The sequence below is a fragment of the Sphingomonas spermidinifaciens genome (genome assembly GCF_002351485.1).
Classification (GTDB): domain Bacteria; phylum Pseudomonadota; class Alphaproteobacteria; order Sphingomonadales; family Sphingomonadaceae; genus Sphingomonas; species Sphingomonas spermidinifaciens.
In genome coordinates this window covers 1-25,288 of the sequence record NZ_NWMW01000003.1, presented here as the reverse complement: position 1 = coordinate 25,288, position 25,288 = coordinate 1, and the positions used below count along the sequence as shown (strand labels likewise).

Annotated in this window: 20 protein-coding genes, 1 tRNA gene and 1 pseudogene; 6 read left to right on the top strand and 16 right to left on the bottom strand. The window is 68.2% G+C overall.

Going from position 1 to position 25,288, the window contains the following annotated elements:
• Window positions 1-120: 120 nt before the first annotated feature.
• The 8 genes from eda to COC42_RS15415 all read right to left on the bottom strand — a co-directional run bounded on the left by eda (window position 121) and on the right by COC42_RS15415 (window position 12,046).
• Window positions 121-723 (bottom strand): bifunctional 4-hydroxy-2-oxoglutarate aldolase/2-dehydro-3-deoxy-phosphogluconate aldolase, encoded by a 603-nt coding sequence (gene eda / locus COC42_RS15450; protein WP_096344273.1) that lies wholly within the window; start codon window positions 721-723, stop codon window positions 121-123.
• Window positions 720-1,688, bottom strand: coding sequence for a glucokinase (gene glk / locus COC42_RS15445; RefSeq protein ID WP_096344272.1), 969 nt, complete (start codon window positions 1,686-1,688; stop codon window positions 720-722). Before glk ends, eda begins: the two co-directional genes overlap by 4 nt.
• Window positions 1,689-1,792: 104 nt before the next feature.
• Window positions 1,793-3,613: a phosphogluconate dehydratase gene (edd, locus tag COC42_RS15440; RefSeq protein WP_096344271.1), complete on the bottom strand. Its 1,821-nt coding sequence runs from the start codon at window positions 3,611-3,613 to the stop codon at window positions 1,793-1,795.
• Between the two features lie 22 nt (window positions 3,614-3,635).
• Window positions 3,636-4,340 (bottom strand): 6-phosphogluconolactonase, encoded by a 705-nt coding sequence (gene pgl, locus COC42_RS15435; RefSeq protein WP_096344270.1) that lies wholly within the window; start codon window positions 4,338-4,340, stop codon window positions 3,636-3,638.
• A gap of 161 nt (window positions 4,341-4,501) precedes the next feature.
• A complete protein-coding gene (zwf, locus tag COC42_RS15430) occupies window positions 4,502-5,959 on the bottom strand; it encodes a glucose-6-phosphate dehydrogenase (RefSeq protein ID WP_096344269.1) in 1,458 nt (485 codons plus the stop codon).
• 216 nt (window positions 5,960-6,175) lie between these two features.
• Complete coding sequence (locus COC42_RS15425) at window positions 6,176-7,630, bottom strand: efflux transporter outer membrane subunit (RefSeq protein WP_096344268.1); 1,455 nt, start codon at window positions 7,628-7,630, stop codon at window positions 6,176-6,178.
• The gene (locus tag COC42_RS15420; protein ID WP_096344267.1) at window positions 7,627-10,818 is read right to left on the bottom strand and encodes an efflux RND transporter permease subunit; all 3,192 of its coding nucleotides are present in this window, start codon (window positions 10,816-10,818) and stop codon (window positions 7,627-7,629) included. The genes COC42_RS15425 and COC42_RS15420 overlap by 4 nt, the downstream gene beginning before the upstream one ends.
• 1 nt (window position 10,819) lies before the next feature.
• Entirely contained in the window at window positions 10,820-12,046 is a 1,227-nt protein-coding gene (locus tag COC42_RS15415) for an efflux RND transporter periplasmic adaptor subunit (protein WP_096344266.1), read from the bottom strand.
• A 280-nt stretch (window positions 12,047-12,326) separates the two neighbouring features.
• Here COC42_RS15415 and COC42_RS15410 point away from each other — a divergent pair, with 280 nt between their 5' ends.
• Window positions 12,327-13,124: a ferredoxin--NADP reductase gene (locus tag COC42_RS15410; RefSeq protein WP_281253120.1), complete on the top strand. Its 798-nt coding sequence runs from the start codon at window positions 12,327-12,329 to the stop codon at window positions 13,122-13,124.
• Window positions 13,125-13,236: 112 nt separating this feature from the next.
• A tRNA-Asn gene (locus COC42_RS15405) sits at window positions 13,237-13,311 on the top strand.
• 48 nt (window positions 13,312-13,359) lie between these two features.
• Here the strand turns inward: COC42_RS15405 and COC42_RS17780 are convergent.
• The 3 genes from COC42_RS17780 to moaA all read right to left on the bottom strand — a co-directional run bounded on the left by COC42_RS17780 (window position 13,360) and on the right by moaA (window position 15,399).
• On the bottom strand, window positions 13,360-13,527 hold the full coding sequence (locus tag COC42_RS17780) for a hypothetical protein (protein WP_176484718.1): 168 nt from the start codon (window positions 13,525-13,527) through the stop codon (window positions 13,360-13,362).
• A 100-nt stretch (window positions 13,528-13,627) separates the two neighbouring features.
• Window positions 13,628-14,404, bottom strand: a complete 777-nt coding sequence (locus COC42_RS15395) for an NAD kinase (protein WP_096344263.1) — start codon at window positions 14,402-14,404, stop codon at window positions 13,628-13,630.
• Window positions 14,401-15,399 (bottom strand): GTP 3',8-cyclase MoaA, encoded by a 999-nt coding sequence (gene moaA, locus COC42_RS15390; RefSeq protein ID WP_096344262.1) that lies wholly within the window; start codon window positions 15,397-15,399, stop codon window positions 14,401-14,403. Before moaA ends, COC42_RS15395 begins: the two co-directional genes overlap by 4 nt.
• 101 nt (window positions 15,400-15,500) lie before the next feature.
• Here moaA and COC42_RS15385 point away from each other — a divergent pair, with 101 nt between their 5' ends.
• Window positions 15,501-17,414: an EAL domain-containing protein gene (locus tag COC42_RS15385; protein ID WP_245844287.1), complete on the top strand. Its 1,914-nt coding sequence runs from the start codon at window positions 15,501-15,503 to the stop codon at window positions 17,412-17,414.
• A gap of 46 nt (window positions 17,415-17,460) precedes the next feature.
• On the opposite strand, the gene argC is transcribed toward COC42_RS15385, so the two are convergent.
• From argC to COC42_RS15370, 3 genes are read right to left on the bottom strand one after another with little or no spacing between them, the layout of a single operon-like run.
• Window positions 17,461-18,393, bottom strand: a complete 933-nt coding sequence (argC, locus tag COC42_RS15380; protein WP_096344260.1) for an N-acetyl-gamma-glutamyl-phosphate reductase — start codon at window positions 18,391-18,393, stop codon at window positions 17,461-17,463.
• Window positions 18,390-19,283, bottom strand: a complete 894-nt coding sequence (locus COC42_RS15375; protein ID WP_141395863.1) for a hypothetical protein — start codon at window positions 19,281-19,283, stop codon at window positions 18,390-18,392. The genes argC and COC42_RS15375 overlap by 4 nt, the downstream gene beginning before the upstream one ends.
• A complete protein-coding gene (locus COC42_RS15370) occupies window positions 19,213-19,539 on the bottom strand; it encodes a MarR family transcriptional regulator (protein WP_096344551.1) in 327 nt (108 codons plus the stop codon). The genes COC42_RS15375 and COC42_RS15370 overlap by 71 nt, the downstream gene beginning before the upstream one ends.
• Window positions 19,540-19,789: 250 nt before the next feature.
• Here COC42_RS15370 and secG point away from each other — a divergent pair, with 250 nt between their 5' ends.
• Both secG and COC42_RS15360 read left to right on the top strand, forming a co-directional pair.
• Entirely contained in the window at window positions 19,790-20,185 is a 396-nt protein-coding gene (secG, locus tag COC42_RS15365) for a preprotein translocase subunit SecG (RefSeq protein WP_425442866.1), read from the top strand.
• A gap of 99 nt (window positions 20,186-20,284) precedes the next feature.
• Window positions 20,285-21,919 (top strand): CTP synthase, encoded by a 1,635-nt coding sequence (locus COC42_RS15360; protein WP_096344258.1) that lies wholly within the window; start codon window positions 20,285-20,287, stop codon window positions 21,917-21,919.
• 149 nt (window positions 21,920-22,068) lie between these two features.
• Here the strand turns inward: COC42_RS15360 and COC42_RS15355 are convergent, their stop codons facing one another.
• Window positions 22,069-22,533, bottom strand: a complete 465-nt coding sequence (locus COC42_RS15355) for an Hsp20 family protein (RefSeq protein WP_096344257.1) — start codon at window positions 22,531-22,533, stop codon at window positions 22,069-22,071.
• Between the two features lie 229 nt (window positions 22,534-22,762).
• Between COC42_RS15355 and COC42_RS15350 the strand changes: the two genes are divergently transcribed.
• A complete protein-coding gene (locus COC42_RS15350) occupies window positions 22,763-25,084 on the top strand; it encodes a TonB-dependent receptor (protein ID WP_096344256.1) in 2,322 nt (773 codons plus the stop codon).
• Here the strand turns inward: COC42_RS15350 and COC42_RS15345 are convergent.
• A pseudogene (locus COC42_RS15345) lies at window positions 25,039-25,288 on the bottom strand (cation:dicarboxylate symporter family transporter); the annotation flags it as partial. The gene COC42_RS15350 and the pseudogene COC42_RS15345 overlap by 46 nt on opposite strands.

Here is a 25,288-nt window from a genome sequence, read left to right as displayed (position 1 = left end):
CCTGAAAGCCATTATCTTTACGTCATCCCGGACTTGATCCGAGATCCCGCTGGCTTCGTCTTCAATCGGCTCGGACGAAGCGGGACCTCGGACCACGTTCGGGATGCCGGAATCAGGCTATCAACGCCCCAGCCGCGCCGCCGCGCCCGCCCGCGCTTCCACGTCGGCGAGCGCGCCGCCCGTTACCCAGCTGCCGCCGACGCACAGCACCGGGTCGAACGCCAGCCAGTCGGGCGCGGTCACTTCGGAGATGCCGCCGGTGGGGCAGAACCGCGCCTCGAAGAAGGGCGCGGCCAGCGCCTTCAGCGCCTTCAGTCCGCCCGAGGTTTCCGCGGGGAAGAACTTGAAGTGGCGGAGCCCCAGTGCGTAGCCGCGCATGATATCGCCCGCGGTCGCGACGCCGGGCAGATAGGGGACGTTCGAATTGACGATCGGCTCGGCAAGGGCTTCGGTCAGGCCCGGCGAGACGATGAACTCGCTGCCCGCGGCGATCGCCTGCTCGAACTGCTGGGTCGAGACGACGGTGCCCGCGCCGACGATCGCGCCCTCGACCTTCTTCATCTCGGCGATGGCGTCGAGCGCGGCGGGGGTGCGCAGGGTCACTTCCAGCACCTTGAGGCCGCCCTTCACCAGTGCCTCGGCCAGCGGGCGGGCGGTCGCGGCATCGTCGATCACCAGTACGGGGATCACGGGGCTGGTGCGCATGATGTCTTCGATGGTCATTGCGTATGCTCCTGCGCGAAGGCGGCGGCGGCGCCGTAGAGGCCCGGCTGCGGATAGGTGATGAGCTTGACGGGGATCGAGGCCATGAGGCCCTGGAAACGTCCCTTGGCGACGAAGCGCTGACCGAAGCCCGAGTTGAGCAGATGGTCCTTGAGCCGGAGGCCGAGGCCACCGGCGATCACCACCCCCTTTGGCCCGTGCGCGAGCGCGAGGTCGCCCGCTACCGAGCCCAGCGCCGAACAGAATCGGTCCATCGCCGCGGCGGCGAGGCTGTCGGTGCCCTCGAACGCCATCGTCCAGATCGCCTTGTCGTCGAGCTGGTGGATCGGGCGATGCTCGATCCCCGCCAGCGTCTCGTAGATCGCCTTGATGCCGGGACCGGAGCAGACGCGCTCGGTCGAGACGCGGGTGAAATCCTTGCGCAGCCGGGCGAGCAGCGCATCCTCGATATGATCGAGCGGGGCGAAGTCCATGTGCCCGCCCTCGGTCTCGATCACATGATAGCCGGTGCCGGTGCGGAAAACCTGTGCGACGCCCAGGCCGGTGCCCGGCCCGCAGACGGTGATCGACCCCCTGTCGGGCAGCCCGCCCTCGGGTCCGCAAAGGTGGACGAAATGTTCGTCGGGCAGCTGCGCCACCGCATGACCGACCGCGCCGAAATCGTTGATGAGCGTCCAGTCATCGACCTCCAGCCGCTCGCGGATCAGCGGCGGGCGGATGATCCAGGGATTGTTGGTGAGCTTGATGAGGTCGGGATTGATCGGCGAGGCGACGGCGATCGCCGCGGCGCGGGGCAGGGGGCGGCCCGCCGCCTCACCGAAGGCCTGCCAGGCGAGTTGCAGGCTGCCATGCTCGGCGGTCTTCTGCGTGACGGGATTGTCGATGCGTACGACGCGCCCGCCCTCGACCTCGGCGATGGCGAAGCGGGCATGGGTACCCCCGATATCGACTGCGACGACTTCCATCTGAAACTCCCTTTCCCCACCGTCATCCCAGCGAAAGCTGGGACCGCCATCCGCAAGCGCACGCTCGTGGCACGAGCCCCCGGCTTTCGCTGGGGTGACGGTTCTTACAGCCCCGCTGCGGCCAGCATCGCGCTGGCACCGCGTTCGGCCTCATCCGCGGCCTGATTCATCATGCGGAACAGCTCGCGGCCGGTGCCGTCGGCCATCGGCGGCGTCTGGGCATAGGGTCGCGCTTCCCATTCCGCGGCATCGACCAGCGCCTCGAGCGTGCCCGCCTCGGCATCGAGCCGCACCACGTCGCCGTCGCGCAGCTTCGCGACCGCCCCCCCCGCGAACCCCTCGGGCGAGAGGTGGATGGCGGCGGGCACCTTGCCGCTCGCGCCCGACATACGCCCATCGGTGACGAGCGCGACGCGGAAACCGCGGTTCTGAAGGACGCCGAGCGGCGGCGTGAGCTTGTGCAGTTCGGGCATGCCGTTGGCCTGCGGCCCCTGAAAGCGGACGACGACCACCACGTCGCGGTCGAGTTCACCCGCCTTGAACGCGTCCTGCACGTCCTGCTGCGTCGAGAACACGCGGGCCGGCGCCTCGATCACCCAGCGGTCGGGATCGACGGCCGAGGTCTTGATGCACGCGCGGCCGAGATTGCCCTGCAGGATGCGAAAGCCGCCTTCGGGCGAGAAGGGGTTCTCGACCGTGCGGACGATGCCGTCGTCGCCGGGCTCGGCGGGCAGGTCGCGCCACACCAGCGCGTCGCCCTCGATATCGGGTTTGCGGCCGTACTGGGCGAAGCCGCCCTCGGCGATGGTCAGGATGTCGTCATGGATCAGCCCGCCGCGCGACAGCTCCCGCAGGACAAACGGAGGCCCGCCGGCATCCTCGAACGCGTTCACATCGGCCGAGCCGTTGGGATAGACGCGGGTGAGGAGCGGCACGACCTTCGACAGGCGGTCGAAATCCTCCCAGTCGATGACGATCCCTGCCGACCGCGCGATGGCGGGCAGGTGGATGAGGTGGTTGGTCGAGCCGCCGGTCGCCAGCAATGCAATCGCCGCATTGACGATCGCGCGCTCGTCGACGCAGTGGCCGATCGGGCGATAATCGTCGGTGCCCCAGCCGATCTGGGGCAGCCGCTGCACCGCCGCGCGCGTGAGTTCCTGGCGCAGCTTGGTGCCCGGATTGGCGAAGGCGGCGCCGGGGATGTGGAGGCCCATCGCCTCCATCATCATCTGGTTCGAGTTCGCGGTGCCGTAGAAGGTGCAGGTGCCCTTGCCGTGATAGGCGGCGATCTCGCTGTCGAGCAGTTCCTCGCGCGTTGCCTTGCCCTCGGCATAACGTTCGCGGACCGCGGCCTTTTCCTTGTTGGGAATACCGGTGCGCATCGGGCCGCCGGGGACCATCACCATCGGCAGGTGGCCGAAGCGGAGTGCCCCCATCAGCAACCCCGGCACGATCTTGTCGCAGATGCCGAGCAGTGCCGCGCCCTCGAACGTCCGGTGGCTGAGCGCGATCGCAGTCGCGAGCGCGATCGTGTCGCGGCTGAACAGCGACAGCTCCATCCCCTGATAGCCCTGCGTCACGCCGTCGCACATCGCCGGCACGCCGCCCGCGACCTGCGCCGTCGCGCCCGCTTCAAGCGCCCATACCTTCATCTGTTCGGGATAGCGGTAATAGGTCGCATGCGCCGACAGCATGTCGTTGTAGGCGGTGACGATGCCGATGTTCATCGCCCGCCCGTCCTTCATCCGGTCACGCTGCTCGTCCGTCCCTGCATAGGCATGGGCGAGGTTCGCGCAGCCGAGCTTGGGCCGATCGAAGCCCGACGCGCGCTCCCGCTCGATCAGGTCGAGATAGGCGGTGCGGCCCGGTCGCGACCGCTCGATGATGCGGTCGGTGACGGCGGCGATGATGGGGTGGAGCGTCATGCGTCTGGCCTCTTGTCGCGGATCACGCGGCCCAGTGGATGTCGACGGGCAGTTCGGCGTCGGCGAGCACGCGGCCGATCGGATAAGGGGAGCCGGCCCCCTCCTTGATTGCCGCCTCGATCACGTCGCGCTTGGCCTGGCCGGTGACGGCGATCATCACCGCCTTGGCCGAGACGATCGAGGCGCGGGTCAGCGACACGCGCGCGACCGGCGCCTCGGGCGGCATCGGGTCGGGCATGACGCCGAGCGCGCGGCGATCCTTCGGCCCGTTCAGCGCCTCGTCGAAATCGGGGCCGGGGAAGATCGAGGCGGTATGCCCGTCGCCACCGACGCCCAGCAGGCAGAGGTCGAGCGGCCAGTGCAGGTCCTGAAGCCGCGCATCGGCGGCGCGGCCAGCGGCCTTGTAATCCTTGGCCGCCTCGCTGGTGATCGGGAAGACGCGCGCGCCCCTGGGCACGAACAGCTTGCCGAGCGCGGTCACGTTCGACAGCGGATCGCCCATCGGCACCAGCCGGTCGTCGGTGGGGACGATCGTCACCCGCTTCCAGTCGAGCTTCGCCGCGGCGAGCTTTTCGTAGGCTGGGAAGGGCGTCTTGCCGCCCGCGAGCGCAACGACCGCGCTGCCGCGCGCGTCGATCGCGCTTTCGATGACGAACTGGACGTCACCGGCCACGGCGTCGGCCAGCTCGTCCGCGTCATCATAGTCCCACCATTCAATCTCGGTCATGTACCCATCCAAATCCGCTTGTCCTGAGTAGCCGCCGGGCGAAGCCGAAGCGGCGTATCGTAAGGACAGTTTTCGATCAGGTGCGTCGATCCGGCGCTTCGACAAGCTCGGCGCCTACTCTGCACGAACGGGGGAGGTTGCGATGAGGTCCCCCGCAAAAATCACTCGTTCCAGGTCACGCCGTCGCGCTCGGTCAGAGCAATGCTGGAGGACGGCCCCCAGCTGCCCGACTGATAGCCCTTGGGCTTGACGTCGTTGGCTTTCCAGCCGGCGCGGATCTGGTCGATCCACTGCCACTGCGCCTCTACCTCGTCGCGGCGGACGAAGAGGGTCGGGTCGCCCTCGATCAGGTCGAGAAGCAGGCGCTCATAGGCGATACGGCGGCGGGTGCCGGCGAACTCGGTATCGAGGCTGAGGTTCAAGGGCACCTCGCGCAGCCGCACGCCCTCGCGGTCGAGGCCGGGCTGCTTCGCCATCACCAGCAGGCGGACATATTCCTCAGGCTGCAGCCGGATGGCGAGGACGTTGGGCTGTAGCATGCCGCCACGCTCGGCGAAGATCGAGTGCGGCACGGGCTTGAACTGGATGACGATCTCGCTGCGCCGCTCCGGCATCCGCTTGCCGGTGCGCAGATAGAAGGGCACGCCCTGCCAGCGCCAGTTGTCGACATGCGCCTTGAGCGCCACGAACGTCTCGGTCCGCGAATCCTTGCCGAGCTCCTCGTCATAGCTCTTGACGATCTCGCCCTTGACCGCGCCGGCGTCATATTGGCCGGTCACGGTGACGTGCGGGACCTCGTCGGCCGGAATTGGGCGGAGCGATCGGAGGACCTTCACCTTCTCGTCGCGAATGGCGGTACCGTCGAAGCGCGCGGGCGGCTCCATCGCGATCAGCGCCAGCAGCTGGAGCATGTGGTTCTGGACCATGTCCCTCAGCGCGCCGACCTCGTCATAATAGCCCGCGCGCCCCTCGAGCCCCACCGTCTCTGAGATGGTGATCTGGACATGGTCGATGCCGCGCGCATTCCAGATCGGCTCGAACATCGAATTGCCGAAGCGGAGCGCCAGGATGTTCTGGACCGTCTCCTTGCCGAGATAATGGTCGATCCGGAAGGTCCGCTCCTCCGGGAAGGCGGCGGCGACGATATCGTTGATCTCGCGGCTGGAAGCGAGGTCCTTGCCCAGCGGCTTTTCGAGCCCGATGCGGACATTGTCGCCGGCGAGGCCCGCCGATTGCAGCCCCTTGATCGTAGGGCCAAACAGCCACGGCGCGGTCGACAGGAAGATGGCCAGTCCACCCGATACGTCGCCGATCTTGGCCGCCAGATCGTCGAACCCCTCGATCGTCGAGGCGTCGAGCGCCTGGTACTGCAGCCGCGCGAGGAAGCCCTCGATCGCGGCCTCGTCCTTGCGGTCGTCGGGGAGGAAGGTGTCGAGCGCCTTACGGGTGAAGGCACGGAACTCGTCATCGCTCTGGGGCGAACGTGCGGTGCCGGTGATCGTCAGCCCTTCGGGCAGCAGGCCGTCGGCATGGAGGCCGTAGAGCGACGGCAGCAGCATCCGCTGCGACAGGTCGCCGGTGGCGCCGAACAACAGCAGCTTGCCCACCGCATCGCGCATTTCGTGCCGTCTCCCTTCATTGCCGCTGGCCGCGGGGTAGCGGATGGGGCGGCGGGCGCAACCCGTGCATAGCTATTCTAGCGCGATTTTGGTGGTCGTCGGAGGAAGGAAGCAGAAGAGGGACCCGGATCGGGTCCGGCGGTGACGCGGGGGGCGAGGGGAAGGGCCTACCCAGTCACGTCATCCCGGGCCTGGCTCGAAATCCCGCTTCTCTCCTCAACCGGCCCGCCGTGTCGTCTCCGGCGCATCCTCCCATCCGCCGCCAAGCGCACGGAACAGGGCGATCTGCGCCTCCGCCAGCGCCGCGTCGGACTGCGCCCGCGCCGCGCGCGCATCGGCGCGATCGCGTTCTGCCTGGATCAGCTGGAGGAAGCTCTCGCGGCCGGCGTCGAAGCGGAGGCGCGACAGCCGCGCCGCCTCGGCCGCCGAGCGCTCGCCGCGGCGGAGCACCCGGTTGCGATCGAGCTCGCCGGCATAGCGGGCCAGCGCCTGCTCGGTCTCTCGCAGCGCCGTCAGTACCGTGCCGTCGAAGCTGGCGAGGCTCCCTTCGGCCGTCGCCTCGGCCTGCCGCAGGCGGCTACGTGCCGCAGTCTGGTTGGGGAAGCTCCACGAAATGAGCGGCCCGAGCGAGAAGCCGACGCTGTCATTGTCGACCAGCGTGTCGAGCGTGGTCGAGGTGAGGCTGATCGAACCCAGCAGCGAGATCGACGGATAGAGCGCCGCGGTCGCCACGCCGACGCGTGCGGTGTCGGCGGCGAGCTGGCGCTCGGCCTGGCGCACGTCGGGCCGGCGGCGGAGCAGCGAGGCGCCGTCGCCCACGGGGATGAGCTGCGTCAGCTGCGGCAGCCGCGCGCACTGCGCAGCGGCGGCGTCAGTCTCCGCGGGCGGGCGACCGGTCAGCGTCGCCAGCGCGTATAGCGCCGCGCGGCGTTCGGCCTCCAGTCCCGGCAGCTGCGCCTGGGTCTGGGCGAGGAGCGTATCGGCCTGCTCGACATCGCGGCGCTGCCCGCGGCCGGCATCGAACAGCCGGCGGGTGAGGGCGAGCGTCTGTTCCTGAAGCCGCACCGTCTCCTGCGCGACGGCAATCTGCTGGGCGTTGCTGCAGACGAGCGCGTAGGAGCGCGTCGTCTCCGCCGCGACGGAGACGCGAGCGGCGTCGATCTGCGCCGCCGCCGCCTGCACGTCGCCGCGCGCCGCTTCGATCGCGCGGCCGACGCCGCCGAACAGGTCGAGCTCGTAATTGGCGTTGAAGCCCGTGGTGAACAGGTCGGTCTCGAACGAGGGGATCTGCTGCGTGCCCCCGAACTGCGCCCCGAAGCTGTTCGATCCGGTCCGCTGGCGCGTGTACTGGGCCGACAGCTCTGTGGTCGGCAGCCGCCGCCCGCGCGCCTCGTTCAGCACCGCCCGTGCGCGCTGGAGGTTGGCGGCGGCGACGCGGATGTCGGTGTTGTGCGCCAGCGCCTCACCGACCAGCCGGTCGATGTTCGGATCGTCGTAGAGCTGCCACCATTTGGGCGGCAGTTCGGCGGCGTTGACCGCCGACAGGCGGGCACCCTCCACGAACGCCCCCTCGGCATTGATCCCGCCGGGCGTCGCCGGCTTTTCATAGTCGGGACCGACCGCGCAGGCGCCGAGCAGCAGCGCGGCCGTCAGGCTGGCGAGTTTCTTCATGCCGGGGCTCCCGGTTCGGCGACAGGGGCGGGCGGCGTTGCCTTGGGCTTCCGCCGGAGGCGACGGCCGGCCCAATCGCCGAACTTCCTGCTGATGACGTAGAAGGCGGGGGTGAAGACGAGGCCGAAGAGCGTCACGCCGATCATCCCGAAGAAGACCGCCACGCCCAGCGCACGGCGCATCTCGGCACCCGGCCCCGTCCCGATCACCAGCGGCAGCACGCCGAGGATGAACGCGATCGAGGTCATCAGGATCGGGCGCAGTCGCTGCGCGGCGGCAAGGCGCGCCGCCTCGAGCAGTTCCTTGCCCTCCTCCTCGTTCTGCTTGGCGAACTCGACGATCAGGATCGCGTTCTTCGCCGCGAGGCCGATGAGCACGACGAGGCCGATCTGCGTGAGGATGTTGTTGTCCATCCCCATCAGGTTGACGCCCAGCATCGCCGCCAGCAGGCACATCGGCACGATCAGGATGACCGCTAGCGGCAGCACGAGGCTCTCGTAATTCGCCGCGAGCAGCAGGAAGACGAACAGCACCGCGAGGGCGAAGGCGATCACGCCGGTATTGCCCGCCTGCTTCTGCTGGAAGGCAAGCTCCGTCCATTCGTAGGACATGCCCTCGGGCAGCGTCTCCGCGGCGATCTTTTCGAGCGCGGCGAGCGTCTGGCCCGAGGAGAAGCCGGGCACCGTATCCCCCTGGAATTCGGCCGAGGGATAGAGGTTGTAGCGCACCACGCGGTACGGCCCGCTGTCGTCGCGGATCGTCATGACGGCATCGAGCGGCACCATTGCCCCCGACGCCGATCGCGTGCGCAGCCGGCCGATGTCCGACGTCTCGTCGCGATAGGGCGCGTCGGCCTGCGCCGTTACGCGGAACGTGCGGCCCAGCAGATTGAAGTCGTTGACATAGGAGGAGCCGAGATAGGTGCCCATCGTCGAGAAGATGTTGCTGACGGGGACGCCCAGCTGCTCGGCGCGCTCGCGATCGACATCGGCAAACAGGCGCGGGGTGCGCGTGTTGAAGAGGGTGAAGGCGCCGGCGATGCCGGGGGTCTGGTTAGCCTTCATCATCATGCCGAAGGTCGCGGCCTCGAGCGCCTGGTAGCCGCGATTCTCGCGGTCCTCGATCATCATCTTCCAGCCGCCGCCGGTGCCGATGCCCTGGACAGGCGGCGGCGGGATGACAAGCAGCAGCCCCTCGTTGAACTGGGCGAGCGCGCCGCGCAGCTGATTGGCGAGCGTGTCGGCGTCGGCGCGCTCGGCATGCGGCTGCATGGTGACGAACATCGCCGCGGTATTGGGCGCGGTCGAGAAGCTCGCGCCGTCGAGGCCGACGAACATCACCGTGTCCTTCATGCCCGGGATCTGGCGCGCGGTCTTCTCGGCGCGAAGCATCACCTCGGTCGTCCGCTGGAGCGAGCTGCCCGGCGGCAGCTGCGCCGCGGTGATGAGATAGCCCTGGTCCTGCGCCGGGATGAAGCCGGTCGGCGTCGCATAGAAGCGCCAGCCGGCAAGCCCGATCAACAGCACATAGGCGATGGCGATGACGCCCAGCATGCGCACCGCGCGCGCGGTGAAGCGGCCATAACGTTCCGCCAGCCAGTCGAACCCGCGGTTGAAGCCGCGCGCGAAGCGGCCGGGCAGGCCGCGCCAGCCGCGCTTCGGCTCGGCGTCATGCGCCTTGGGCTTCAGGATCAGCGCGGCCATCGCAGGCGACAGCGTGAGCGACACGATCGCCGAAATGGCGGTCGCCGACACGATCGTCAGCGCGAACTGCTGATAGAACTGCCCCGAAATGCCGGGAATGAACATCGTCGGCACGAACACGCCGCACAGAACCAGTGCGATTGCGATCAGCGCGCCGGCCACTTCATCCATGGTCTCGTGCGCGGCCTCGCGCGGCGACATGCCGCGCTCTTCCATCAGGCGTTCGACATTCTCGACGACGACGATCGCGTCGTCGACCACGATACCGATCGCCAGCACCATGCCGAACAGCGACAGGTTGTTGAGCGAATAGCCGAAGCCCGCGAGGATCGCGAGGCTGCCGAGCAGCGAAACCGGGATCGCGATGATCGGGATGATCGCCGCGCGCCAGCTCTGGAGGAAGACGAGCACCACCAGCGCGACGAGGATGATCGCCTCGACCAGCGTGTCGACCACCGCCTCGATCGAGGCAGAGATATACTCGGTCGGATTGTAGGGGATCGAATAGGTCATGCCCGGCGGGAACGACTTCTTCGCTTCCTCCAGCTCCTTGATGACGGCGTCGGCGGCGTCGAGCGCGTTCGAACCCGGCAGCTGGCTGATCGCGACCGCGGTCACCGGCACGCCGTTCAGATAGGCGTTGACGGCATAGGTCTCCGCGCCCAGCTCGATCCGCGCAACGTCGCGCAGTCGCGTCATCGCGCCATTGGCGTCGCGCTTGATGATGATCTCGCCGAACTGCTCGGGCGTGGTCAGCCGCCCCTCGGTCTGGACGCCGAGCTGGAAGGCCGAGCCCGAGCCTGCGAACGGCGGCTGGCCAACCGCACCGGCGGCGACCTGTGCGTTCTGACCGCGGATCGCGGTCGTGATTTCATCGACGGTCAGGTTGCGCGCGGCGGCGAGGTCGGGATCGATCCAGACGCGCATGTTATAGTCGCGGCTGCCGAACGCCTGCGCATTGCCGACGCCCTGCACACGCGCCAGCCGGTCGATGACCTGCGTCCCCACATAGTTGGAGACATATTCCTGGCTGAGCGACCCGTCGGGCGACGAGAACATCGCCACCATCAGGAAGTCGGGCGAGTTCTTGAGCGTCGTGACGCCGATCTGTCGCGTCTGTTCAGGGAGCCGCGGCTCGGCAGAAGCGACGCGGTTCTGGACGAGCACCTGCGCCTGGTCGGCGTCGGTGCCCTGCGCAAAGGTCACGGTGATCTGGAGCGCGCCGTCGCCGGTCGAGGACGAGGACATGTAGATCATGTTCTCGACGCCGTTGATCGCCTCCTCCAGCGGAGCGGCCACGGTCTCGGCCAGCGTCTCGGCGCTCGCGCCGGGGAACTGCGCGGTGACGACGACGGTCGGCGGCGCGATCTCCGGATACTGCGTCACCGGCAGCGTCGGCAGCGCGACGATGCCGAAGACGAGGATCAGAACCGAGAGGACCGCCGCGAAGATCGGGCGGTCGATGAAGAAATGCGGGAAGCGCATGTCAGTTCGCCTGGCTGGCGTCGGCGGCGGGGGGCGTCGTCACCGGCTGGGAACCCGGCGTGTCGCCCTTGGGCTTGGCCTGGATGCGGGTCAGCTTGGCCTGGACGGCCATGCCGGGCTGGAGCGTGGTCAGCCCCTGGATCACGACGCGGTCGGTGGGCGCCAAGCCGTCACGGATGACGCGCAGGCCATCGGCCGGCGGCCCGGTGACGACCGGGCGCGGCGCGACCTTGCCGTCCTGCCCCACGACATAGACGATCTTGCGCGCCTGATCGGTGACGATCGCGGTATCGGGGATCAGCATCGCCCGATAGGTGCCCGATCCCAGCAGTCGCGCGCGGCCGAACATGCCCGGCGTCAGGAAGCCGTCGGGATTGGCGATCCGGGCATGCGCGCGGATCGTGCCCGAATTGGGATCGATCGCGTTGTCGACGAAGTCCATCCGACCACGCCAGTTATAGCCGCTCTCGTCGGCGAGCTGGACCTCGACCGGATTGCCGGTGTCGCGTGACGAGCCGCGCTCACCCCGCGCATTCTGGCGGCTGTATTTGAGGTAGAATGCCTCGGCCCCGTCGAAGCTGAACCAGATGGGATCGACCGAGACGACGCGCGTCAGCACCGTCGTTCCCTCCTGGACGAAATTGCCCCGGCTGACCGACCGGCGCGACACGCGGCCGGCAATCGGCGAGCGGACGGTGGTGAAGCCGAGATTGAGCTCGGCGGTCTGCACCTGTGCGCGCGCCGCTTCGAGATCGGCGGCGGCGGTGCGGACGTTCGCGGTGTTCTGCTCATACTCCTCGCGGCTGACCGCCTGCGCCTTCAGGAGCGATTCGGAGCGGGCCGCCACCGAACGGGCGTTGGCGAGCGTCGCCTGCGCACGCAGCACCTGCGCCCGCGCATTTGCGAGCGCGGCGCGGTAGGGGCGGGGGTCAATCTGGAACAACGCCTGACCCTGCGACACGCGCTGGCCGTCGCTGAACAGCACTTCCTGGATCGTGCCCGACGCGCGCGGACGAATCTCGGCATCCTGGATCGCCTCGAACCGGCCGACATATTCGTCCCAGTCGTAGATCTCGCGCTGGATCGGGTTGGCGACCTGCACCACCGGCGGCGGAGGTGCCTGGGGCGGCTGTCCGCCCCCGCAGGCGGTCAGCGCCAGCAGCGCCAGCAAAGGAGTCGCGGCAGTGCTGCGCACGGCGATGCGGGCAGGGGCGGGGAAGGTTCGCATCTGGATGAATCCCTTTTGCAAGGCCGCGCTCTCACGGCGCTTGGGCAGCAGCTAAGTGCGAAGCCGTTCATCCGATTGCAAGGTACCCGCACAACATTTTTGTACGAGCCCGTTCATAAGTTTTGCGATGCAACATTCAATCGGGCCAAGGTGCTCGGCATGCCTGCCCAAGACAAACTGTCTTGCAACCGGAAGCGGCTGCGATCATTTCGCCGCCATTCCTCGCGCGCCCGTCTGCGCGCCCCGCCACGGAGCCCTTGTCTTGAACGCCCCCGCCCGCCTGCCGATCGTCCAGCCCCCGCACGCCGCCTTCGACACGGTCAAGGTGCTCTGGGTCCGCCACTGGAACGAGCATCTGTTCAGCCTGGCGGTCGAACGCCCGCAAAGCTTCCGATTCCGCTCGGGCGAGTTCGTGATGCTGGGCATGGAAGTCGAGGGCAAGCCCTTGATGCGCGCCTATTCGATCGCCAGCGCCGCCTGGGCCGAGGAGGTCGAGTTCCTGTCGATCAAGGTCGAGGACGGCCCGTTGACCTCGCGCCTTCAGCTGGTGGGCGAGGGCGACGAGCTCTATCTCGGCCGCAAGCCGACCGGTACGCTTGTCACCGACGCGCTGCGGCCGGGCAAGCGGCTGTTCCTTCTGTCGACCGGCACGGGCCTTGCTCCGTTCCTCAGCCTGATCCGAGATCCCGACACCTATGAACGGTTCGAGCAGGTGATCGTCGTCCATTCGGTGCGCCGGGTCAGCGACCTCGCCTTCCGTGAGGAATTGTCGGCCAGCTTCGCCGAGGATCCGCTGGTCGGCGAGCAGGCGGCGGCGCAGCTTCACTATCTGCCGACCTGCACGCGCGAGCCGTTCGAGAATCAGGGCCGCATCCAGGCGCTGATCGAAAGCGGCAAGATGTTCGCCGAGCCTATCACCGGCCCGGCGCAGTTCGATCCCGCCGAGGATCGCATCATGCTCTGCGGCTCGACCGCGATGATCAACGAGTTCGCCAAGCATTTCGAGGCGATCGGCTTCGAGGAAGGCTCGAATGCGCGGCCTGCCGACTTCGTGATCGAGCGCGCATTCGTTGGGTGACCGGACGACGGCGGGGAGGGCAAAAAAACCTGCCTTCCCCGCTTGCGCGATCCGAAACGGCGTTGCTATAGGCGCGCCTCCGGCGAGCGGGACGCCCGCCGGCACTTGGTGATCCCTGATAGCTCAGCGGTAGAGCTCTCGACTGTTAATCGAGCGGCCGTAGGTTCGAATCCTACTCAGGGAGCCACCGGAAGCCTGTCCGTCGCGGCGGATCGCTCTCGAGTTCCTCGTGCAATCATTCGCTTTCTTGCTGACGCGCGACGAACGCTTGCCACTTGCGCTCGAGTTCCAGGTTGTGTTCGCGCCGAGATGCGCGTGCGGCGCGTCGTTTGCGTTGCGACTTGCGATGAGCCAAGAGCAGCAGTGCGGCCGTAACCGCCGCGGCAGTGGCGAGCAGGATCACTTTTATCGTCATGAACTACACCCCCGCGCGACCATCTAACGCGACCTGACCGGCGGCGATTGGAAAAAATGGTCGGCGCCGCGACGGGCGGCCCGGGCGGTCAGGCGATGAACTGTTCCATCGTGATCCGGTCGTCGAGCGCGTGTTCGGGATCGAACAGCAGGGTGAGGTCACGGATATGGTCGATCGCGATCTCGACACGGGCGACGTCGCGGACCTCGCGCTGGTCGGCGACGGCGCTGACCGGGCGCTTGTCCGCCTCGAGCACCGTCAGCGCGACGCGCGCCTTTTCGGGCAGGATCGCGCCGCGCCAGCGCCGGGGGCGGAACGGGCTGATAGGAGTGAGCGCGACCAGCTTCGACCCCAAGGGCAGGATCGGGCCGTTCGCCGACAGATTGTAGGCGGTGGAGCCCGCCGGCGTCGCGACGAGGATGCCGTCGCAGACCAATTCGGGTAGCACGTCGCGGTCGTTGACCTCGACGCGCAACTTGGCGGTCTGACGCGTCTCGCGCAGCAGCGACACCTCGTTGATTGCGGGCAGGACGTGGCGCGTGCCGTCGATCGTCGTGGCGGTCATGAGGAGCGGCGATACGCGGAAGGGTCGCGCGCGGGCGATCCGTTCCTCCAGCCCGGTCAGCCGCCATTCGTTCATCAGAAAGCCGACGGTGCCGAGGTTCATGCCGAACGCCGGCACGATCCGCCGCCGCTCGAGCATCATGTGCAACGTCTGGAGCATGAAGCCGTCGCCGCCGAGGACGACGAGCATCTCGGCCGCGTCCAGATCGACCCACTCATAGCGCTCGCGAAGCTCGCCGATCGCGGCCTGCGCCGGACCCGTGGGAGAGGCCACCAGCGCGGCCCGCGAAAAGATGCTCATCCGCCGGTGACGCTCATGTGCCGTGCATGCGCCGGCGCCGCGCCCGGCGCGATGCGAAACTCGTGAGCGAGCGGCTTGGCGGCGAGCGCCGCGTCGATTGCAGCGTCTACGCCAGCGAGCCCGCCCGAGCGGATCGCCGCCTTCAGATCGACCGAATCCTCGTGACCGAGGCAGGTATAGAGCATCCCCTCGGTCGTCAGCCGGACGCGGTTGCAGCCCGCGCAGAAATTGCCCGTGAGCGGAGAGATAAGACCGAGGCGAACGTCGCTGTCCCCGACACGCCAATATCGCGCAGGCCCGCCGGTCGAGCGGGCATCGGGGGTAAGCTCGAAACGAGCCTGCAATTGTCCAAGCACCTTCGTCAGCGGGACGAAGCGGTCGGCGCGATCCTCGTCGATTGCCCCGACGGGCATCGTCTCGATCAGCGTCAGGTCATGCCCCTCGGCGATGCACCAGTCGAGCATGTCGCCGAGCGCATGATCGTTGAGCCCGGCAAGCGCGACCGCGTTGATCTTGACCGCCAGCCCCGCCGCCTTGGCCGCAGCGATGCCGCCCAGCACCTGGCCCAGGTCGCCGTGGCGGGTGATGTGCCGGAAAGTCGCGGGATCGAGGCTGTCGAGGCTGACGTTGATCCGCCGCACGCCCGCGGCGAACAGCGCCCCCGCATGATCTGCGAGCCGCGTGCCGTTGGTCGTCATCGTCAGTTCGTCGAGCCCGGTGCCGACGTGCCGCCCCAATCGATGCACGAGATCGATCGCGTCGCGCCGGACCAGCGGTTCGCCCCCGGTCAGCCGGATCTTGGTCACCCCGCGTGCGACGAACCGCTCGGCGATCAGCGCCATCTCCTCGAGGGTGAGCAGCGCCGAACGCGGCAGGAAGCTCATCTTCTCGGCCATGCAATAGCGACAGCGAAGGTCGCAGCGGTCGGTGACCGAGACGCGCAGATAGCGGATGGCGCGGCCGTGACGATCGATAAGGGGGGTGGGGATCGTCATGCTGCCAAATAACCTAGGTCGTCGGTGAATTGCGAACAACCCCGGATTGGCGCGCAAGTGCCGCCGCGCTACACCCTCAGGTCAGAGGGGAAGGGGAGCGGGTGACCAGCGACGCCGAGATTGCACCGCGCGGCCAGCCGCCATTGTTCGTGCTTTCGTTCCGACAACGTGACGAGCTCGCCGCGCTGGTGGCGCGCGGCGGGTGGCAGGCGGTAGCCGCTCGGCGCGGGGAAGCGGTCGAGCGCCGCTTTCGCACCTCGGGTGCGGCGATGGCGCTGATCGATGCGCGCGGAGCGTTCGAGGACGGGCTGATCGCGGCGCGCGCGCTCGGCGAGGCGGTGGAGCGGCCGGCAGCAATGCTGGTTTGCGTGTCGAAGACCGACCTGTCGCGGCTCGGCGCGCTGTATGAGGCGGGGGCGACGCATTTCCTCGCCAGCCCCTTTGGCGAGGAAGAACTGCTTCAGGCGCTCCGATTCGCCGCGCGCGGTGCGACGCCGCGTGGCAGTGCCGCGCCGGGCCGCGACCTGATCGGCTGGCGCTGGGATCCCGAGCGCCGGCGCGTGCAGCTGTCGCCGCTGCTTGCGCGGCTGGTCGATCAGCCCGATTCGCTGACGGCGCGTGCCGCGATGCGCCTGTTGTCGGCCGGGGCACGGGACGAGCTTCGCGGCGCGCTGCGCGACATCGCCGCGACGACGGCGGTGGTCCAGACGATCGAGCCGCTCGGGCGCGTCGTCCAGCATCTCCAGCGTGACGCCCGCACCGGCCGGCTGCTAGCGCTGGTCGAGCCGCTGGGCACGCCGCCCGACGTCGCCGCCCTGCTTCGCGAGGCGATGCCGCGCGTGCGCGACGCCGCGGGCGCGCGGCGCTGGATCGATCATGCGCTGATCGAGGGGCCGGTGCATCTGCTCGCGATCGGCCTGGCGCGGCTCGACATCGTCAATCTCGCTTACGGACGGGGCGCGGGCGACCGCCTGATCCAGTCGGCGGCGCGGCGGATCGAGGAGGCGCTGGGGGCGCAGGGCGCTCCGCGGCCGATCGTCGCGCGCCTTGACGGCGCCGAGTTCGTGGTCGCTGCGCGCCGCCCGCTCGATGAGGCGGCACCGGCTATCGAGGCGGCGCTCTCACGGCCCTTTGTCGTCGAAGGCGAGTTGATGCCCGTCGGCGCATCTGTCCGCGGTGTCGTTAGTCAACCCGGCGACGATGCGGCGGCGCTGCTGCGGCGGCTGGGCGAGGATGATTCGGACCAGGCGGTGTCGATAGACGCGCTCGCGGTACAGTTGCGCGATGCGATCGAGGGCGGGCAGATCGAGATCCTCTGGCAGCCGCAGGTCGCGATTGCGAGCGGCGCGATTGTCGGGGTGGAGGCACTGGCACGCTGGCGTCATCCCCAGCTGGGCGAGCTGGGGGCCGAAACGCTGTTCGCCGCCGCCGGCCGCGCGGGCCTGTCATCGACGCTGTCGGATCACGTCCAGTCGCTGGCGCTCGCGCGCGCGGCGGCGTGGCCAGCAGCGCTGACGGCGCTCCGCGTCTCGATCAACGTCACCGCCGGCGACGTTGCGCGCGCGGGGTTCGCCGACCGGCTGCTCGACCGCGTCGATGCGAGCGGCTTCCCGCGCGCGCGGCTGACCGTCGAGATCACCGAGAGCGGCCTCATGGCGGAGCTGGGCGAGGCGTCGCGCCTGCTCGCCGAACTGCGCCGGGCGGGCCTGCGCGTCGCGATCGACGATTTCGGCACGGGTTATTCGAGCCTCGCCTATCTCAAGGCGCTGCCGCTCGATTATCTCAAGATCGACAAGGCGCTGGCGCAGGACATTGCCGGCAATCCGCGCGACCGCATCGTCGTGCGCGGCGTCATCGACATGGCCCGCTCACTGGGCCTCGCCGTGATCGCGGAGGGGGTGGAGACGGATCAGCAGCTCGAACTGCTGGCGGCCGAGGGGTGTCAGTATTACCAGGGTTTTCTCTGCGCCCAGCCGCTCACGATCAACGCGCTGGAGGCGCTGGTCACCGCGTAGAATTCGGCGCCGTACCCCAGCATCCGCTGGGTTACGGTTTGCCCGTTCAGACCCGCAGCCCCGCCGCCTGATCCAGCCCGGCCATCAGGTTAAGGTTCTGCACGGCCGCGCCCGCTGCGCCCTTGCCCAGGTTGTCGAGGGTGGCGATCAGCCGCGCCTGCCCCGTCTCGGCATTGCCGAAGGCGCGCAGCGTCATGCGGTCGGTGCCGGCATCGGCCTCGATCTCGACGCTCGTCGCTTCCTCGCTTGCTGCGACACGAACCAGCGGCTGGTCGCGGTAGGCTTCGCGCCACGCCGCCTCGATCGCAGCGAGCGAGGGCTTGCGCGGCAGCGCGTGGAGCGGCAGCGGCACTTCGACCAGCATGCCGCGATAGGTCCGCGCGACTGCAGGCTGGAAGATCGGCGGGTGGGCGATACGCGCGTGGCGCTGCATCTCCGGCAAATGCTTGTGCGACAGCGACAGGCCATAGGCGCGGTGCGCCGTGGCGGTCGCGCCGGCCTCGAACTCGGCAATCATCGCCTTGCCGCCGCCCGAATAGCCGGACACGGCATTGACGCTGAGCGGCCAGTCGTGCGGGACGAGGCCGGTCCGAACCAGCGGCCGCACCAGCGCGAGGAAGCCGGTGGGATAGCAGCCGGGATTGCTGACGCGGGCCGCTTCGGCAATCGCCGCGGCCTGCACCGGCTCAAGCTCGGGGAAGCCATAGGTCCAGCCGTCGGCGACGCGGTGCGCGCTCGAGGCGTCGATGATGCGGACGGCGGGGTTGCGGATCAGCTCTACCGCCTCGCGCGCGGCGTCGTCGGGGAGGCAGAGGATGACGAAGTCGGCGGCGTCGAGCGCCTCGGCGCGCGCGGCGGCGTCCTTGCGCGCGTCGCCCTCCAGCGTCGTCACGTGAAACTCGGGTCGACCCTCAAGCCGTTCGCGGATTTCGAGGCCCGTGGTCCCCGCGCCGCCGTCGATGAAGACGCTGCGCATCAGCCGATCCTTCCATATGCGACCGGCGCACCGTGCCGCTCTGCCAGCGTCGACAGCCGTTCGCGGGCGACGCGCCCCTCGACATGCACGGCGCTGACCGCATCGACCATGATCGCGAGGTGATCGGCGAACACGACCACATCGCCCGCCGCCGGCGCGTCGCCGCCGGGTGTCAGCGCCGCCGCGATCAGGTCGGGGAGGCGCGGCACCGCGACTCCGGCAACGTCGTGGGCAAGGAAGACGAGGCCCGCCGCATCCACGCCCGCGCCTGACCGGCCACCGGCACGCTCGCTCGCCCCGATCATGCGGAGCGCCGCGGCGGCGACCTCTGCGGCGTCGGCTTCGCCGATCGGCCGAACCGCCTCGGCCGCGACATAGCCGTGATCGGTGAGCAGGAAGGCGTCACGCTCGCCCAGGGCGGCGATGCGGCTGCCCATCGGTAGTGCCGCGAGCGGTGCGGCATTGCGGTCGGGCGCCTCGTGCAATGCGGCTTCGCGCGCCGAGACGATATGGGTCGCGGTCACGGGCTCGCCCAGCGCGCCGGCATCGATATAGCCGACGACGCCGTCGGTGAGCGACCGGCCCCAGGCGAAACCGCCGCTGAGCTCGAGCAAGTCGAAGGCGTCGCCCGGCAACAGCTCCGACACCGCGATGCCGCCGGGCGCCACCAGCAGCGGTGTCGCGGCGAGCGCGGTCTGCGCCTGCGCCTCCGCATAATGCGGGGCAAACACGCGGTCGGCGAGGCGCAGGTCGGTAAGGTCGGCGCGCACCGCGTCGATCCGGGGATCGAGGCGGACCGAGCGGCCGGTCAGCGCATGGCGTTCACGCGGTGCCGACGCCGTTACGGCGGGGATAGGCGTCGTCGGCCTCGAGGAAATGCCCGAATTCTGCAAGAAACTCCGCCCCTTCCGGTGTGCGCGTCACGAAAATGTTGCGCTTGTCGCTATCGTCGCGCTGGCGGCGCAGATAGCCGAGCGCGCCCAGCCTGTTCAAGGCGCGCGTGACGACCGGTTTTGAGACGTTGAGCGCTCGGGCAAGCCCGCGCACCGTATGCGGGCCGGGTTCGAGGTAGACGAGCATCAACAATGCCATCTGGCGATTGGTCAGATCGGGCTCGCCCGAGCGGACATAATCCACCAGCGTGTGCATCCATGACGACAATGCTGCAGGGCTGATCGCATTCACGCGCGAATCCATATCGTTACAGCTCCGCAAGCACGGAGGCTCTCTGCGCACCTGAACGCCCTGAAAGCCCTGCGGTTTCGCGACGTTCCGCAAATGTCACATTCGTCCGATCGAGGCCGGTGCCGGCGCGGTTGATCCGGCGGCGCGCCCGGCCTATGTGCGCGGCAATCAGGGCGTCGCCTGTCGCGCCCGCGAACTGGATTCCTTGCCCCCGATGCTGTTCTCCTTCCTCCTCATTGTGCATGCGGTCATCGCAGCCCTGCTCGTTACCGTCATCCTGATGCAGCAGTCGGAGGGCGGCGGCCTGACCTCGAGCGGCAGCCCCTCCGGGCTGATGTCGGCGCGCGGCGCCGCCAATTTCCTCACGCGCGCGACCGCGGTGCTGGCGGGCCTGTTCATCGCGATGAGCATCCTGCTCGCGGTGCTGGCGGCGACGCGGCGCGCCGACGCGATCGACACCAGCCTCGCGCGGCCGACCTCGGCAGCCCCCGCGGTGCCGACCGGCCCCGCGCCTGCGGCGCCCGCTGTCGATCCGCTCGACGCGGCTGCCGGTGCGGTGGTCGCGAACCAGGCGGCACCGGCCGGCAATTCGAGCGCGCCGGGCCAGTAACGCCCACGGCGCGCGAGGCCCCTTGCTTCGCATTATTTTCGGGCGTCGCGGATTCGCGCGCTTGGTCCCCATTGTTTTCGGCGTTAGGCGTTTCCTCCCATGGCGCGGTACATCTTCATCACCGGCGGCGTGGTCTCGTCGCTCGGCAAGGGTCTTATGGCAGCGAGCCTCGCGGCGCTGCTCCAGGCGCGCGGCTATCGCGTGCGGATCCGCAAGTTCGATCCCTATCTGAACGTCGATCCGGGGACGATGAGCCCCTATCAGCATGGCGAGGTCTATGTGACCGACGACGGGGCGGAGACCGACCTCGACCTCGGCCATTACGAGCGCTTCACCGGCGTATCGGCGCGCCAGTCGGACAATGTGACGTCGGGTCGTATCTATCAGACGATCATCCAGCGCGAGCGGCGCGGCGATTATCTGGGCGCGACGGTGCAGGTGATCCCGCACGTCACCGACGCGATCAAGGCGTTCTCGCAGGACCAGACCGAGGATCTCGACTTCGTCCTGTGCGAGATCGGCGGCACCGTCGGCGACATCGAGTCGCTCCCGTTCATCGAGGCGATCCGCCAGCTGCGCAACGACCTCGGCCGCGGCCAGTCGATTAGCGTCCATGTGACGCTGGTGCCGTACATCGCCGCCGCGGGCGAGCTGAAGACCAAGCCGACGCAGCATTCGGTGCGCGAGCTGGCGGCGCTCGGCGTCCAGCCCGACGTGCTCGTCTGCCGCTGCGAAAAGCCGCTGCCCGAGGGCGACAAGCGCAAGATCGCGCAGTTCTGCAACGTCCGGCCCGAGGCGGTGATCGCCGCGCTGGACGCCAAGAGCATCTATGCCGTGCCGCTCCAGTACCATGAGGAGGGGCTGGACGAGGAAGTGCTGCGCGCCTTCGGCATCGAGCCGGGTGAGAAGCCGAACCTCGGTCGCTGGTCGGAGATCACCGACCGCCTGTTCAATCCCGAGGGCGAAGTGACGGTCGGCGTCGTCGGCAAATATGTCGGCCTGCAGGACGCCTACAAGTCGCTCAACGAAGCGCTGGTTCACGGCGGCATCGCCAACAAGGTACGCGTCAACATCCGCTGGATCGACGCCGAGCTGTTCGAGGGCGACGAGGCGGAGGTCGCCGCCGCGCTCGAGCCGTGCCACGCGATCCTCGTCCCCGGCGCATTCGGGTCGCGCGGGGCAGAGGGCAAGATCGCCAGCGTGCGCTTCGCGCGCGAACGGCGCGTACCCTATTTCGGCATCTGCTTCGGCATGCAGATGGCCTGTATCGAGGGGGCGCGGAACCTGGCCGGGATCGCCGAGGCGTCCTCGACCGAGTTCGGCCCGACCAAGGAGCCCGTCGTCGGCATCATCACCGAATGGATGAGCGAAAAGGGGCTGGAGACGCGCGAGGCAGGCGGCGACCTGGGCGGCACGATGCGGCTCGGCGCCTATCCGGCGAAGCTGGCGGGTAACAGCGTCGTCGCCTCGATCTATGGCGGGACCGAGATTTCGGAGCGCCATCGCCACCGGTACGAGGTCAATACCGGTTATCGCGACGCATTGGAGAAGGGCGGGCTCGTCTTCTCGGGCATGTCGCCCGACGACATGCTGCCCGAGATCGTCGAGCGGCCCGACCATCCCTGGTTCGTCGGCGTCCAGTTCCACCCGGAACTCAAGTCCAAGCCCTTCGACCCGCACCCGCTGTTCGCAAGCTTCATCGCGGCGGCGGTGGCGCAGTCGCGACTGGTTTGAGTCTCTCGTCATCCCGAACCAAGTCCGGGGTGACGAAGGAAGTTCGGCACATTTCCTGGAGAGTCAAAAGGCGCCCGGACCCATGGTCCGGACGCCTTTCGCTGCGACGCCCAAGGGAGCAAGGCGCCTGCTAGCGAGGAAGCGGCGCGTTACGCCGCCTTGTGTTCGATCGCCGGGCCGGTGGGCGTGCCGGTGGTCACCGCGATCTTCTTGGGCTTCATCGCCTCGGGCACTTCGCGGACGAGGTCGATCGTCAGCAGCCCGTCGGCGAGGTTAGCGGCCTCGACCCGCACGAAATCGGCCAGCTCGAACCGCCGCTCGAAGCTGCGGTTGGCGATGCCAAGGTGCAGGAAGCTGCCGCGCTGGTTGTCATTGTCCTCGCCTTTGCGGCCCGACACCAGGAGCAGGTTCTGCTGCGCGGTGATGTCGATCTCGTCGGACTTGAAGCCGGCGACCGCGAGCGTGATCCTGTAATGATCCTCGCTGGTCTTCTCGAGATTGAAGGGCGGGTAGTTGTCGCTCTGCTGCTGACGCGTGCTTGCCTCGAGCAGGTCGAACAGGCGATCGAAACCGATCGTCGAGCGGCGATAGGGAGTGAAGTCGAAACGGCTCATGTCATATCCTCCGAGGAAGCAATGTGACGTTGGCCGCCGCCCGGTAACGGCGCGGCGCCGCCGACGACCCGTTCGCTGGCGTCGCCGACAGGAACGAAGATGGGCCGGATCGGTCTGATTTCAAGAGCAACGACCGGAGCAGCGACGCTTCACAATCCCCAAATGCTTCTTTATCGACCATCCCGATAGGAATTGTAGGTTTGACGATGTTCCAGGGAGGATCATCGTCATGAGTGTTGTTGCGCTGAAGGGAGTATTGCTGATCGCGGCCAGTCCGCAGGTTGTCGCCGTAGCCGAGCCGCCGCGCGTGCCAGCGCCCGTCGTCGCCCCCGCGCTCGAAGAGGGCGAGGAACTCGCCGCGCAGCAAGCCGGCGACATCACCGTCACCGCCCGCCGGCGCGAGGAGAATGTGCAGCAGGTGCCGATCGCCGTCTCGGTCGTCAGCGGCGCGACACTCGACGCGCAGGGGACGTACAACATCTCGCGCCTGACGCAGCTCACGCCTACGCTGCAATTCTATTCGCAGAACCCACGCAACACCTTCATCAACATCCGCGGCATCGGTGCGCCGTTCGGCCTGACGAATGACGGGTTCGAGCAGGGCGTCGGCATCTATATCGACGATGTCTATTACAACCGGATCGCGTCGGCGACGCTCGACTTCGTCGATGTCGAGCGGGTCGAGACGCTGCGCGGGCCGCAGGGCACGCTCTACGGCAAGAACACGACCGCCGGCGCGATCAACATCACGACGCGGGCGCCGAGCTTCGAGTTCGAGGGCAAGGCCGAGGTGACCGCCGGCAATCTCGACTTCAAGCAGGGCAAGGTCTCGGTCTCCGGCCCGCTGTCCGAAACGCTTGCCGCGCGGCTGAGTGCCACCGTGACCGACCGGCGCGGGACGGTCTACAACACCACCACCGACCAGTATGTCCAATCGCAGGACAGCGTCGGCGTGCGCGGGTCGCTCCTCTGGAAGGTGAAGCCCGACCTCGACATCACCGTCTCGGGCGACTGGAACCTTCAGGACCCGATCTGCTGCGCGTTTTCCTATGGCAGCTACGGCTCGACGCAGCGCGCGGCGAACCGGCAGTTTCCGGCACTGGTCGGCTATTTCCCCGGCTACGCGGTGCCGAGCACCAACCCTTATGACCGCCTGACCGACGTCGATGCGGAGCTGCGCGCACGCAACGAACATGGCGGCCTGTCGGCGCGGCTGGTCTGGGAGCTCGACGAGGCGAACACCATCACGTCGATCAGCGCGTGGCGATACTGGGATTGGACCCCCGCCAATGACCGCGACTACACCGGCCTGCCCATTTATACGAAGGTCAACAATCCGACGAAGCAGAACCAGTATACGCAGGAGTTCCGTTTCAACCATCAGGGTAGCGGATTCGACCTGACGCTCGGCCTGTTCGGCTTCCACCAGAAGATCCGCACTAGCGGCATCCAGGAAACCGGCCCCGCGGCGAGCAGGTGGCTGCTCAACCCGACGAGCGCGCTGTCGAACAATCCGGCGGTGCTCAACAACGTCGTCGCGATCAACGACATCCGCCTCGACAACACCAGCCTGGCGGTCTTCGGCAAGCTCAACTGGGAAGTGACCGACCGCTTCACCGTGTCGCCGGGCATCCGCGTCAATTACGACAGGAAGGACGGACTCTACGATTCGGTCGTGACGGGCACCGCGTCGGACGGCACGCGCCAGATCGTCTCGGCGGTTCCCGGCTCGCCCTATTACAACGATTCCTGGACCGCGCAGCAGCGCGGCATTCAGGCGTCGCAGTATTTCGAGCCGCGCTTCAGCGCGTGGAACCTCAGCTACGACCTCAACCTTCGGTACGAGCTGGCCGAGGACATCAACCTTTATGCGACCTATTCGCGCGCGTTCAAGACGGGCGGTATCAACCTGAACGGCGTGCCGGCCAATGCCAATGGCGCGCCGATTCTCGCGGCCGCAACGATCGAGCCCGAGCAGGTCGATCACTTCGAGGGCGGCATCAAGACGCAGTTCTGGGACCGACGCGTGACCTTCAACGTCACCGGCTTCTGGACCGACATCAAGGATTTCCAGGCCAACGTCAGCAACGGCCAGTTCGGCACGGTGCGTGGCTATCTCGCCAATGCCGAAAAGGTGAGGAGCCGCGGGTTCGAGGCCGATTTCTCGGTCCGGCCGAGCGCTCGGTTCAACGCCTATGCCAGCGGCGCCTTTACCGATGCCGAATATGTGACCTTCTGCGACGCGCCGCCGCCGCCCGAGCTGTCGGGCGGCATGACGCTGCCGGCAACGGGGCCGTGCAGCTTCTCGGGCATGCCGAGCGCGCCGGGCACGCCGGGCGGCAACAGCCCGCCTTTCGTCGATGCCTCGGGCCAGGACCTGCCGGGCGTGTCGAAGTGGGCCTTCTCGTGGGGCGCGGAGGCCAATGCCGAGGGCAACCTCTTCGGCGAGAGCGGGCAGTTCTATTTCGGCTATGACGGCAGCTATCGCTCCGACTGGTCGTCGAACCCGACGCCGATCAGCAGCAGCCAGAGCAGCCCCATGCCGAGATAGAAGGTGCCCATGAAGTAGGCGAGGCTGCCGATGATCCCCGCGCCCCGCTCGGCAAGCGTCCCGGCCACCGCCGCGAACACGGCGAGGGGGGCGAAACGCATGACGTAGTTCGTCACCTGAAGGATGACCTGCGCCAACGCCTCGACCCCGCGCAGGAGCGGCGCGGCCTTCTCGCCCACCGCGGTCATGGCGACGCCGATGAAC